This is a genomic window from Muriicola soli (assembly GCF_004139715.1).
Classification (GTDB): Bacteria; Bacteroidota; Bacteroidia; order Flavobacteriales; family Flavobacteriaceae; genus Muriicola; species Muriicola soli.
The window spans coordinates 1,027,349-1,040,537 of record NZ_CP035544.1 but is presented as its reverse complement, the minus strand read 5'-3'; the positions used below and the strand labels follow the sequence as shown (position 1 = coordinate 1,040,537).

Sequence of the window (13,189 nt, the reverse complement as noted above, 5' to 3'; positions counted from 1 at the left end):
CAATGAGGACCTTTTTATTAAAAGTTTGCATCTTTTGTCTTCTGCTTTTTGGAGCCTATGCCACGATGCTCAATCAATTGTCAAAAGGGCCCGTAGACGAGTATTACACGAAGTTTACCCAAAAAGCAGACGGTTTAATCCTGGGGCTCTCCAGAGCTGATCAGGGTATTGTACCAAAGATTTTGTCTGATTCCCTAGTAAGGTCAGACAAGTCATTTCAAATGGTCAACTTTGCAATGAACCAATCCTTTTACGGAGAGATTTACCTCAATTCGATTCGCAAAAAACTAGACGATAAAACAGAAAATGGCCTTTTTATACTCTCCGTTAACCCCGGTGCCTTTACCGCTCCAAAGGAATTCGATGATGAAGAAATAAAGAAGTTTGATGAAAAGACCATTCTGGGTAAACTTAAAGTATTCACCGAGAAACCAAACTATGACTATCTCAGCTGTTGTTATGGATCATCATTATATAATGTATTCTTCAATACCTCCATCTGGGATCACTTCGTTTTTCACGAGGATGGTTGGAATGAGGTAGTACTGAATACTTCTCGAAAGACAATTACAGAAGAGGATATGAAACACTGGTCAGAACTTAACTTACGCTTTTATAAAATTAAATTAAAAACTGAAGAATTTAAACAAAATAGGTTGGAATACTTTGTGAAGACAATATCCCTGTTGAAAGATAAAGGCGAGGTGTTCCTGGTGAGGATGCCTGCAGCAAAGGAAATTTTGAGTCTGGAAAACGAACGTTGGGACTCATTTGACCGGCAAATGGACAGTATTGCGATGCATAAGAATGTACCCTATCTGAATTTTATACAGGATTCTGAAAAATATAAAACCTACGATGGATCCCATTTATATTCTGAAAGTGCTCGGCAATTTACATCTGATCTTGTCGTTCGTATAAGAGAAAAAAGTTACAAGGAACTCAATAAAACTCACTTTTAGGATTTACTTATTATGGTTACAAACCCATTCCTGAGTGAAACTTATCAGAAGTATTGGTTGAAATACTTCGCTAAAAACTGCTCGGTACATCGATCTGCTCTATTTGGGAATTTCTTATTTATTAAAAAACCTCTTCTTCCTGTATTTTATAACCTGGGAGGAACATTGACCAAGGGTCTCAGCTATTCGATAGTTGCAAACGAGACTTTAGGAGAAAAAAATAAAGTGTTTGTAATTTTCGATGTCCCATCTAGCTTTTTACCGGATGCAAAATTGTTAAGTAGCAATCACTTAAAAATTCTTGTCTCTAATCAATATGCCGGATATCTATGTAACTTTAAAGAGTACCCCACCCTAGATTCATATTTACGAGATACTTTAAGCGCCCAGAGTAGGGTTAAACTAAGACGTTACAAACGAAAATGGGAAAAGGTACCCGATATCAGTTACCGAATGCACTTATCGGATACATCCAAGGATACCTACGAAAACCTCTTTAAATCGTTTCGAAATCTTATGACCAAGAGATTTTCACAGAAGAAGGAATACAATAGAGATTTGAACCAATCCGAATGGGTATTTTATCACAAGGTTACATATCCCTTGATGATGGAAGACAAAGCGGGTCTCTTCGTAACATATATTAGAGACAAACCAATTGCGATAACCCTCATAATGCTAGAAGGATCGAAACTAATTGATACTCTAAGAGTTTTTGATATCAGTTATGCCAAATATAGAATTGGAACATTAAACATATTAGAATTACTTAATTGGTGCTATGATCAAAAAATTGATTCACTGGATTTTGCCAAAGGTAATTATGAGTACAAATACAGATGGGCGAATACCCTTTACCATTTTAACTACCATATCATTTACGATCCAAAGTCTTTCTATTCTGTAGTAACCGCAAATTTAATATACATTCTATATGAATGTAAGCGAATATTGAGACAATTAAATTTTTTTCGCTTTATAAATCGTCTTAGATTTTATTTCCAATCGAGGAAACAGGATGTTACAGTACAGTTATAATTTTATTTTCGATCTGCTGTTGAAGAGAGAAGCTCCCCTCCTCTATCGGTTTCCCCTGTATAACAAAGTTACACATACAGAAATAGACGTCCCAACCAAAATTCGCATTCCAAAAGACATCAAAGTCGTAAGGGTGCAGAATATTCCGGGCTATTTTGAATTAGATTTAGTTTCATCAGATTTGGCAAATACATCCGTAGATCTCCACCAGGGATTTGCACTGGACCTTTCAAAATACAAGAGCGAAAAAGAATACATGGCCGAAGTACTGAGTCAAAGAAACCAAAAAAACCTTTACAACAAGAAAAAAAAGCTAGAAACATCCGGCAAGATCGACTACCGGGTTTTTTACGGGGATCCTGTAAACGAAACTAACTATCATGACACTTTCGATGAATTCTACAGACTCCTCAAAGCACGATTTAACCAAAAAAAGATCCTGAACCGGGACCTTCCACAATGGGACAGTTTAAGGGCAAGAATATTGCCCATGATCCGCGCAAAGCAAGCCTCGATTTTTGTTATTTACAATCATGACAAGCCCATCAGCATAACCTTGAATTTTCACCTGGAAAATGCGCTCTACAGCCATATTCAGGCTTTTGACATTAATTACAATAAATTTAACCTTCCGGATATCAGCATGTTAAAGCAACTTGAATGGTGTTTTACTTATAGCATCCGGTTATATGACCTTATGTTGGGCTATACCTATTACAAAGAGAAGTGGAGTAATTGCAAGTATCGCTTTAAGGCCCATATTTTCTATAAGCAGGGGGTTTTCAGATTAGTATATGTTCAGTTGCTGATAAGCCTGTGGAAAGCTAAACTCTATTTTCGAAAAAATGTTCTGCCCCCTCGACTTTCGACGGACCGTGTACTTTTCCTGTTAAGAGGAGGAAATAGATGATCATTTTTGGGTTTCATACCTTTGGTAAAAAGGATTTTTTACTTTTAAATCATGCGTGTGCTTCATAGGTTGACGGGTACTGTACCCAGGGATTTTATACATCTGTTCCTGGAAAAAAATGATCTGTATCCTTATTTCAATAAGGTCAGCGATCGTCTGTCAGAAAAAGAAGTATACAGAGACGAATCCAAAATATCGGAGAAGACAGACCCCTTGCACTATCTGGTCTTTGATATTCCGGGTTACTACAGCACTTCTCCCTTTCAGGAATACCGCCAAAAAACGATACGATCTTTTAAAGGTTCCCTGATTCTTCTAACGAGTTATTCGAGCTATAAACAATTACTCAAGGCTAAGTTTTCATCGAAACAAAGAGCAGAATTCAAAAGGCAAAAACGAAAGCTCTGCCAGAGTTTTGATATAACACATCAGTTTTACCACGGATCTATTTCCAAATCCCTTTATGATCAATTATTTGATCAATTCAAGGAAATGCTTATCATGCGATTTCGCGAAAAGGGAATAAAAAATGATGATCTGCCCCATTGGTCGCATTACCACCGTACATTTTACTCCCTGATCAATAGTAAAAGAGCCTGTATTTCAGTCATTTCACACAATCAGAAACCCATTTGTTTTAGTGTAAACCTGATCTATGGGAACACCCTTTACGGCTATTTAAAATCGTATGATGTAGACTTTGCCAAATATTCTCTCGGGATGCTCGAATTACTGGGCCTGTTAGAATGGGCCTATGCAAACGGCATAGAAAAATTTGACCTTCTTAAAGGTCAATACACCTACAAGTCAAAACTTATCGATAAGGAATACTACTTCATTAAGTCTGTCCTATACCATAAATCCTCAACAAGAGCCATTCTTTTTGGTAACCTCACTTATTCAAGGATTTACTTATTCTACAATCTCATAAGGCTGATGAAGAAAATAAAGTTGGACAAGCTTTATAAAAAGCTAAGTACATGGTGGTTCAGACAGAGAAATAAAAAATATTCTCCTGTTTCTTATTCAATCAGAAAGCGCGAGGGCAATACTTCAGATGTACTAGGAGAACGTATTCAACTCAACTCAGATACCGGTAAATACCTCAAGAAGCCTTTAGTCGACTTTCTCTTTGCCAGTGGAGAACGCATACAAGATGTAGCTATTTATTCTGTAAGATCAGAAAACCGAACTTTTCTTTTTCAGGGTAAAGAAAATTCGCGGGAAGTCATTCTTGACAACAATACTTTAAACCAGCACTATGAATAGGCTTATTTTCCTTAAGGAATTTCTCAACAAGGAAAAACCCTTTCCCTTTTTTGAAAATATCGTCTTCCGTGCAAAGAACTACCTGAGTCCGAATAAAGACGCGGTAAGCAAAGTGGATTCCGTATCAATAATCAAAGATGTCCCTGATTATTTTAGAATAATAGTACGAGAGGGGGAATATAACATTCACAAGATAAGATCAATAGAAGGATACTATGTGGATCTTTCGTCCTTCTCAGATTATAAGAGGTATTTAGAGTCGATTCAAGGCGCTAAAAGCAGGTCTAACCTGCGCCGTTACATACAGCGCCTCGAGTCCTGCTTCCCCATTCGCTATGAGGCTTATTACGGTTCGGTAGACAAGGAAGAGTATCACGCTTTGTTCGCCGCTTTAAAAATTTTCTTGGTTAAACGATTCGAAGAAAAAGGCGAATCTAATTATGAACTCCCGTATCTGCATGAATTTGAAAACAAGCTATATCCGCTGATCCTCAAGAAAGAGGCCTGTCTTTTTGTAATCTACGACGGCAGCAAACCTATAAGTATCAGAATCAATATGTTTAAGGATGACCTTGCTTATTATATCATGAGCGGCTATGATACGGATTATTCTAAATTTCATCCGGGCCTAATCGATATGGCAAAGAACATCGAATGGCTTTTTTCGATGGAGTTTAGAATCTATGACCTTCTGAAGGGCTATGAGCCCTATAAAAGCAAGTGGTATACCAACTCTTATTACAACTATCATCAAATCGTAATTCGAAAAAATGCAACTGCCGGCAGACTAGGTGGACTATTGCCGTATGCCTCCCTCTCCTTACGGGAAATGCTGTTTCGATTCGCTAGAAAAGTGCATCTCAAGCAGGCTAAAAAAAGTATAACAAAATATTCTAATTTGCTGCAGCCCAAGGGACATACAGTGCACACAAAAACTGTTTCTCGTTTAGAATCGGAGGCTGAACTGCGTCATATGACAAAAGTTGATATTGAAGGGCAACCCAAATTGCAATTCCTAAGAAAAACAGTGTACGACTTCCTGTTTACATCTAAGCAGGAATACAGGAAAACCAAGGTTTACAAACATCCTGATTTGTCCACTTTCCTGGTTTTAGGCGAAAAAGAAGACTTGTTGATTCAAGTGGGATGATTTGTTTATATATTCCCTTCAACAGCCCCGGTCTAAAAGGTAAATATTCAGATATTTGTAAATGTATATGCCCTAACCGGCAATTGATCTACCCTTGGAAAAATACAGCTTCTTATTGGATTTCGTCTTGAAGGAAAAGCAGTTTCCTTTTTTTATTAAAGGGGTAAAAGATTCAACAACTTCAGAAATCTTCGAACCCCCCTCAGATCAAAAATCGGAAGAAAAAGTTGGCAAGATGCTGTCTATTTACGACTTGCCAGGATACTACAGCCTGGAAAAAAAATCTGATCTGACGGCTTTAAAAAAGTTTGAATCTACCTTATACCATGGTTATGCTGTTGAACTCTTTCCGTATGAAAATTTTGAGGATTATCTGTGGAAGCATGTCAGAAAAGCGAGGTATTCACAGCTGAGGCGTTATAAAAAAAGACTGGACAAGTGTTTGAATCCTGGGTATAAGGTCTACTGTGGATCGATCGATAAAGAGGAGTACGATTTACTTTTCGAAGCTCTGAAAGATATGATCGAACGAAGGTTTCAGGAAAAAGAGGAAACTAATTTCGAATTACCCTATCTCGATCTGTATCAATCTGTAATGTATCCGCTAATTCTTAAAGGTAAAGCAGCACTTTTTGTCATTTATAGCAATTCAAAACCCATTTGCATAACTCTCAATTTCCTACACAACAAAGTACTCTTTCACTGGAATAGTGCCTACGATATTGACTACGCCATGTTTAACGTAGGTCATATCAATACCTTCAATCATCTCGAGTGGGCTTTTAAACACAAATTTGATCGTTTTGATATGGGAAGAGGTGATTTCTTTCACAAGAGAAAATGGATCAATACCATCTATTGCTACAAGCAGGTATCCTATGTACCCGATCAAAATATTCTTTATATATCCGGAGCAGCAGTCAGATCCCATTGGCTGACCCTGCGTTTTCACCTAATCAATCTACTGAAGAGATTTAGAATTCATCTCGCAATTAGTAAATTCAGGAAAAAGGTATACAGATTTAAGAATTCTAATAATACAGTCGTAGTTCCATATGATGTCAGGACCTTAGAGGAAGGCAAATTATTTCCTTCATTTGAAGGATTTACAACAGTCAATCCTTATGGAAATTCACAACTACTGAGAGCGTTGAACTACTTTCTTCACCAGAATCAGGAAAACTTTGCTCATGTGAAGGTTTACAGGCAAAATAATACTACGGGTATTTATATTTTCCAGGGCGAGAACAATTACCGTTCAGTAGAAATTGTTAAACTAAACTAATGTTCGGGAGGATTCATAAGATCAACTTTATGACGACCTTTTATAAGGAGGTCCATAAACCTGACTTGTTGAAGTACATCACTTATTCTGAAGGGAAAGTCCTATGTAACTTGGCAGAAAAATCAAAGTCAAAAAGATCATTGAATTATTCCTTGAGTTTGGTTCCTTTTTATGCAGAATTTGAAACCGGGGACTACTTATGCAGAAAGATCTCACAATTTAACTGGAATTATGGAATTTCTACAAAAGGACTCACAAGTGCAGATGAATATCTGAAAACACAATTCAACGCCAACGGCAGAAAAGTGATTCTGAGAAATATCAGGCGATTGGAAACCTGCTTTAACATCAGGTATGAACTTCATTACGGATCTATCACTGATCATTCCTATACCCTTTTGATGAACCGTTTGAAATCTATGATAAATTCGAGATTTCAGGAGAAAAAAGAAAGAAGTAAGGATATAAAAGAATGGGATCGGATTTTTGAATCCTCCAAAACCAAGATCAGAAATAAATCGGCTTCCTTATTTGTAATTTACAACGGGGAGGATCCCATTGAGATCTCCTTGAACTACCATTTTGGTCGAATTTTGTTCAGTTCTGTTTCTTCCTTTGATACAGATTATTCCAAGTTTGGACTCGGAAATATTGAAATCTACAAGCAGTTGGAATGGTGCATTGATAATGATTATGAATTTTTTGAAATGGGAGTCGGGGGAATGGACTATAAGAGGCGATGGAGCAATGTGATAAGTCCTTATAATCACTTTATCATATATCCCAATACCCTTATTTCCAAAAGTCTGGGTGTTATTGAACACACCAGAGTAAAATTTAAAGAATTTTTAAAGTCGAAGAAGGTCAACGATTTTATTTACGCTTTAATTGCTAAGTTCAATAGGATGACCATCATGTCCAAGAGAGATCTTCGATATAGGTTGAAAAAATGTGATTCAGGATCGAATATAAAGGCGAATTACAGCTCAGAGAAGGAAATCCACTTGGAAGATTATCACTTTTTGAAAAGGCCCGTTTATGATTTTCTATATTTGACACAGGAACACTTGTCAAGTATAACCATTCTTGAACTGGAGCCCGAGCGCAAATACCTGCTTATCAGTGAAAAAAATTCATATGAACTGTACTTTGAATATACCTAATAAGACCCCCTAATAATGGAGAAGAATGATTTTCTAAGTTTGATGTCAGCTGCAGCTATTTCTGCTGGAGATGTCATCCTCTCGGTTTATGATAAGGTTGGTTTGATCACTCAATATAAGAAGGACCAATCTCCCTTGACAGAGGCAGACTTGGCATCTAACAAGGTGATCAATGAATACCTTGTCAAAACCCCCTACCCTATCATTAGTGAAGAAAACAAACAAATTGATTTCAACAGCAGAAAATCATGGGAAACCTGCTGGATGGTTGACCCGCTTGACGGTACTAAGGAGTTTATCAAACGCAATGGCGAATTCACCGTTAATATCGCCCTTATTCAGGACGGGAGACCCATTTTGGGCGTGATCTACGTTCCTGTTACCCGAGAGTTATATTATGCCGATGTAGCCCAGAAGAAGGCCTATAAGAGCCTTATCGGGAATGATCATTCTATGCCTGAAGAGTTGTTTTTGGAAAAAGATAGAATTTATCCCTCCAACAAGACGAGCACAAAGATAGGCGTAGTAGGAAGCAGGTCGCATATGAATCAGGACACCTTAGACTTCATTGCCGACTTAGAAAAAGAGAATAAAGAAGTTGAGATCGTCTCAAAAGGAAGCTCTTTGAAATTCTGCCTGGTAGCCGAAGGAAAGGCGGATGTTTATCCGCGTTTCGCACCTACTATGGAGTGGGACACAGCAGCAGGCCATGCCATCTGCAGTGCCGTGGGTTTAAAAGTTACCGATCAGCACACCAAAAAAGAACTACGCTACAATAAAGAAAATCTACTCAACCCCTATTTTCTGGTCTCTACCTGATGGCAACCTCCTCCCACAAACGGCACCTTGCCAAAACCATCACCTGGCGTATGGTGGGCACGCTCGATACGATAGTGCTTTCCTGGATCATAACCGGTAACCCTCTAACCGGATTAAAAATTGGCGGGGCGGAAGTGGTCACTAAGATGATTTTGTACTACCTGCACGAAAGGGTGTGGTTCAATATTGGTATTAAAGAGAGTAGAAAAAGACATTTATTTAAGACCTTTACATGGAGGGCTATTGGTACTCTGGATACTTTTTTATTGTCCTGGTACATTTCGGGTAGCCCACTCACCGGACTACAGATTGGTGTTGCTGAAGTAGTTACCAAAATGATTTTATATTATTTTCACGAACGAACCTGGTATAAAATCAATTTTGGCCTGGAACAAAGGCGTAAGAAAAAGTCATGGAAAGAAACATCGTAAAACACCATTTCAAAGTCACTCCGGAAGATCGGCGACAAAGAAGCGGGCATAACTCATTTATGGTCCTTTTTACGGGGTTGTCGGGTTCTGGCAAATCGACTATAGCCAATGCCCTAGAACAAAAATTACAGGGACTGAACATAAATACATTTATCCTCGACGGGGACAACATGAGGAGCGGGATCAACAAAGACCTCAGTTTTAGTCCTGAAGACCGCTCGGAAAATATCAGAAGGATTGGTGAAATAGGCAAATTATTTGTGGACGCCGGGGTCGTTATTCTTGCTGCTTTTGTTGCCCCTTATGAAAAAGACAGAATCCTTATCCGGAATATTGTCGGACTTGATACCTTTGTAGAAGTTTTTGTAAATACCAGCCTGGAGGTTTGTGAAGAACGAGACGTAAAAGGACTCTATAAAAAAGCACGAAAGGGTGAAATTACAAATATGACCGGGATCTCTGCTCCTTATGAAGCTCCAACAGATCCGGCAGTAATGATTACAGAAAAAAATACGGTGGAGGAAGCGGTGGAATTAATATTTAAGGCCATCCTACCTAAGCTAAAACTGAGGAACAATGAGTAAGTACTACCTGAGTTATCTTGAAGAATTAGAATCGGAAGCCATTTTTGTGCTTCGGGAAGTATGGGCCCAGTTCCAGAACCCCGTAATCCTTTTTTCAGGGGGAAAAGATTCTATTGTGGTGACACACCTGGCTAAAAAAGCCTTCTATCCCAGTAAAATTCCCTTTGCTCTGATGCATGTGGATACCGGGCATAATTTCCCGGAGACTATTGAATTCAGAGACCGGTTAATCAAAGACCTGGGCGCGCAACTTATTGTTGGATCTGTGCAGGAATCCATAGATCAGGGAAGGGTAGCTGAAGAAAAAGGAAAAAGTGCAACTCGTAACGCCCTGCAGATTACTACTCTTCTCGATGCCATAGAAAGTAATAAAATCGACTGTGCCATAGGCGGAGGCCGTCGCGATGAGGAAAAAGCCAGGGCCAAGGAGCGCTTTTTCTCCCACAGGGATGATTTCGGACAATGGGATCCCAAAAATCAACGGCCCGAATTATGGAATCTCTTCAACGGAAAGTATTTTGAAGGGGAGCATTTCCGGGTTTTCCCCATCAGTAACTGGACAGAAATGGACGTCTGGAACTATATCCTCCAGGAAAAAATCGAGATCCCCTCCCTTTACCTGGCTCATGAGCGTGAGGTTGTCTGGCGTAACAATTCATGGATTCCAAATTCGGAATTTCTGAGGCTCGATGAGCGGGAAGAAGTAGTTACCAAAAAGATCCGATTCAGAACATTAGGCGACATCACTATCACCGGTGGTATTGAATCTGAAGCAGACACGCTGGAGAAGATAGTACAGGAAGTATCGGCTATGCGCCAGACAGAACGGGGAAACCGAAGCGATGATAAACGCTCGGAAAACGCCATGGAGGATCGGAAAAAACTGGGTTATTTTTAATACAAGTATTTGATGGAAATAGAACGCAACGAATTACTTCGATTCTCAACTGCCGGCAGCGTTGATGACGGGAAAAGCACCTTGATTGGCCGATTATTGTACGATTCCAAATCGATTTTTGAAGACCAGCTGGAAGCCATAGAGAATACCAGCAGGAAAAAAGGACATGACGGGGTAGACCTGGCTCTTTTTACGGATGGCCTTCGAGATGAGCGGGAACAGGGAATTACCATTGACGTGGCTTACCGGTATTTTACAACTCCAAAACGTAAATTTATAATCGCTGATACTCCCGGCCATGTGCAGTACACCCGGAATATGGTAACCGGAGCTTCAACGGCTAATGCTACTATTATTTTAGTGGATGCGAGACACGGGGTGATAGAACAAACTAAAAGGCACGCCTTTATTGCATCTTTATTGCATATTCCCCACGTTATCGTTTGTATTAACAAGATGGATTTGGTCGGTTTCTCTGAAGATGTTTTTCATAAGATCGTCAATCAATTTGAGGAATTTGCCGCTAAATTATTGATAAGAGATATCCGATTTATTCCTATAAGTGCGCTGCTGGGAGATAACGTAGTCAACCGATCTGACAACATGACCTGGTACCAGGCCGCGCCATTGTTACACACTTTAGAGACCATGCATATCAGTAGTGACCTCAACAAAGTGGATGCCAGATTCCCTGTTCAGACTGTGCTCAGACCTCAAAGAGACGGTTTTATTGATTACAGGGGCTATGCAGGGCGAATTGCCAGTGGTTTTTACAGAAAAGGAGATAAGGTCACTGTTCTACCTTCCGGTTTTTCATCAAAAGTAAAATCGATCACCGGTCCGAACGGCGAACTTGAAGAAGCATTTGCGCCCATGTCCATCGCAATTGAACTGGAAGATGATATCGACGTAAGTAGAGGTGATATGATTGTTCGTTCTAACAATGTCCCTGATTCTTCACAGGATATAGAGGTGATGTTATGCTGGTTGAACAACCGTCCGGCACAACCAAGAGCTAAATATACCCTAATGCATACTTCAAATGAACAAAAGGCGATGATCAGGGAAGTGATGTATAAATACGACATCAATACCATGGAGAGAATCAAGGACGACAAACAACTTACAATGAATGATATCAGTAAGGTAAAGTTAAGAACAACAAAACCTTTGCTCATTGACGCCTACAAAGACAATCGGTTTTCCGGAAGTCTCATCCTAATTGATGATCAAACCAATGAAACTGTTGCAGCAGGAATGATCATCTAAACCAATCCCTGCAAGACTAGGTCATTTTATTTACTTAGCCGAGGCATTACATTTATTACAATTGTTTCTGACCTTCTGTTCAATCGATGTTGTTCTTCAGTACATCTCATGCCATCCGAACATTCGTTGGTTAGCATGGATTCTCCATGACCTATGGCCGTCAATCTGCTTAGTGATATCCCTTTGTTTACCAGATATGCTGTAGTTTTCTGGGCCCTGCGATCAGATAACCATTGATTATAGTTATCCGGACCTCTGGAGTCCGTATACGCATGAATCTCGAAGGAGTATTCCGGATATTGGGTCATAAGGCTTGCTACCGCATCCAGCGTCGTCTTTGAAGCATCATTGAGATAAGAGGAGTCAAAGGCAAAATAAACAGCTCCCAGGCTATCCAGTGACTGCTGGAGCTTTGTAAATCTGTCTTTTTTGGCCTTTTCCAAAGCTGCCAGTCGGGCTGCTTCCTCTTTTTCCTTTTCCAGGCGTTCTGCCAATAGCCTGGCTTCCTCTTCTGCTTTCCTGGCAGCCAGAAGGGAATCCTGAAGCCTTTGCTGCTCATTTTCTATTTCCTGTAACATGGCCAGTTTCTCCTCCCCTTCTTTGGAGAGTTCTTTCTTGATATTGAATTGGTAAACAACCGCAACTGCATGCTGTATATGGTTGGAAGCCTCATTTCCAAAGGACCATTTACCGCTGGAACTAAAATCGAGTCCCCAGCGATCAGTAAACCAGGTCCTGAACCCGATAATGGCATTGTACGTACCCCGGCCCAGGTTGTTGGCGTCGGAATACCCGAGCCCCACACCAACATAAGGATCAAAAAATCCGGTTTCCCCAACCAACTTATTGAGGTCATAACTGAGGCGGGTGTCGATACTCCAATACGGGATATCCTCGGTGATCGATATTCCGTCTATGGTATTACCTTCCTTGTAATTATTGTAGGTCCCAATCAATTCTAAGCCTAAACCACTCTTCCAGTAACGACCCAGGTTGATCCGCGATGGGAAGGCAACACCGTTCCATTGGTCCCTGATCGTAGTAAAATCGTTGAAAGCATCTCCGGAATCATCAATAAAATTCCATCCAATGCCCACCATCCATGAGCTTTGGATGATACTATCCTTAACAGTGAGTTCAGGCAGGTCCTGAGCATACAGGCTAAAACTGCCTATTATCAATATAAAAACTGTATAAGCAAAATGCTTTTTCATTACGGTAAGATTTTGGGATCTCGTAATACAAAATTACCTCCTCATATCTTTTGCTCATAGAATAGCTTACTACGCGAAGGAATAATCGATAAAACGAAGAATATCCAATAGGACGCAATCAGAAGACAGGACGACTAATTAAAAATATCGACAAAATACAGATTTCAAGGTCGAACTAACTATAACGAATAAAGCGT

At 39.7% G+C, this 13,189-nt stretch carries 13 protein-coding genes; 12 read left to right on the top strand and 1 reads right to left on the bottom strand.

Annotation, left to right across the window (positions count from 1 at the left end; all coding sequences use genetic code 11):
• Nucleotides 1-2 precede the first annotated feature (2 nt).
• From EQY75_RS04580 to EQY75_RS04525, 12 genes are all read left to right on the top strand, one after another.
• Nucleotides 3-962, top strand: a complete 960-nt coding sequence (locus EQY75_RS04580) for a hypothetical protein (protein WP_129603281.1) — start codon at nucleotides 3-5, stop codon at nucleotides 960-962.
• A 12-nt stretch (nucleotides 963-974) separates the two neighbouring features.
• A complete protein-coding gene (locus EQY75_RS14555) occupies nucleotides 975-2,000 on the top strand; it encodes a GNAT family N-acetyltransferase (protein WP_129603279.1) in 1,026 nt (341 codons plus the stop codon).
• Nucleotides 1,981-2,910, top strand: a complete 930-nt coding sequence (locus EQY75_RS04570; protein ID WP_129603277.1) for a GNAT family N-acetyltransferase — start codon at nucleotides 1,981-1,983, stop codon at nucleotides 2,908-2,910. The genes EQY75_RS14555 and EQY75_RS04570 overlap by 20 nt, the downstream gene beginning before the upstream one ends.
• Nucleotides 2,911-2,967: 57 nt before the next feature.
• The gene (locus tag EQY75_RS04565) at nucleotides 2,968-4,179 is read left to right on the top strand and encodes a GNAT family N-acetyltransferase (RefSeq protein ID WP_165200527.1); all 1,212 of its coding nucleotides are present in this window, start codon (nucleotides 2,968-2,970) and stop codon (nucleotides 4,177-4,179) included.
• Entirely contained in the window at nucleotides 4,172-5,329 is a 1,158-nt protein-coding gene (locus EQY75_RS04560) for a GNAT family N-acetyltransferase (protein WP_129603273.1), read from the top strand. The genes EQY75_RS04565 and EQY75_RS04560 overlap by 8 nt, the downstream gene beginning before the upstream one ends.
• 94 nt (nucleotides 5,330-5,423) lie before the next feature.
• On the top strand, nucleotides 5,424-6,614 hold the full coding sequence (locus tag EQY75_RS04555) for a GNAT family N-acetyltransferase (RefSeq protein WP_129603272.1): 1,191 nt from the start codon (nucleotides 5,424-5,426) through the stop codon (nucleotides 6,612-6,614).
• Nucleotides 6,615-6,643: 29 nt separating this feature from the next.
• Nucleotides 6,644-7,777 carry a GNAT family N-acetyltransferase gene (locus EQY75_RS04550; protein WP_165200524.1) on the top strand — a complete coding sequence of 378 codons (1,134 nt, stop codon included), beginning with the start codon at nucleotides 6,644-6,646 and terminating at the stop codon, nucleotides 7,775-7,777.
• Between the two features lie 15 nt (nucleotides 7,778-7,792).
• Nucleotides 7,793-8,596, top strand: coding sequence for a 3'(2'),5'-bisphosphate nucleotidase CysQ (gene cysQ, locus EQY75_RS04545; RefSeq protein ID WP_129603268.1), 804 nt, complete (start codon nucleotides 7,793-7,795; stop codon nucleotides 8,594-8,596).
• A complete protein-coding gene (locus tag EQY75_RS04540) occupies nucleotides 8,596-9,027 on the top strand; it encodes a DUF2061 domain-containing protein (RefSeq protein ID WP_129603266.1) in 432 nt (143 codons plus the stop codon). The genes cysQ and EQY75_RS04540 overlap by 1 nt, the downstream gene beginning before the upstream one ends.
• The gene (cysC, locus tag EQY75_RS04535) at nucleotides 9,009-9,611 is read left to right on the top strand and encodes an adenylyl-sulfate kinase (RefSeq protein WP_129603264.1); all 603 of its coding nucleotides are present in this window, start codon (nucleotides 9,009-9,011) and stop codon (nucleotides 9,609-9,611) included. Before EQY75_RS04540 ends, cysC begins: the two co-directional genes overlap by 19 nt.
• Nucleotides 9,604-10,509 (top strand): sulfate adenylyltransferase subunit CysD, encoded by a 906-nt coding sequence (gene cysD, locus EQY75_RS04530; protein WP_129603262.1) that lies wholly within the window; start codon nucleotides 9,604-9,606, stop codon nucleotides 10,507-10,509. Before cysC ends, cysD begins: the two co-directional genes overlap by 8 nt.
• Nucleotides 10,510-10,521: 12 nt before the next feature.
• On the top strand, nucleotides 10,522-11,778 hold the full coding sequence (locus EQY75_RS04525; RefSeq protein WP_129603260.1) for a sulfate adenylyltransferase subunit 1: 1,257 nt from the start codon (nucleotides 10,522-10,524) through the stop codon (nucleotides 11,776-11,778).
• 26 nt (nucleotides 11,779-11,804) lie between these two features.
• Here EQY75_RS04525 and EQY75_RS04520 read toward each other — a convergent pair whose 3' ends face one another.
• On the bottom strand, nucleotides 11,805-12,992 hold the full coding sequence (locus tag EQY75_RS04520; RefSeq protein WP_129603258.1) for an OmpA family protein: 1,188 nt from the start codon (nucleotides 12,990-12,992) through the stop codon (nucleotides 11,805-11,807).
• Between the last annotated feature and the right edge of the window lie 197 nt (nucleotides 12,993-13,189).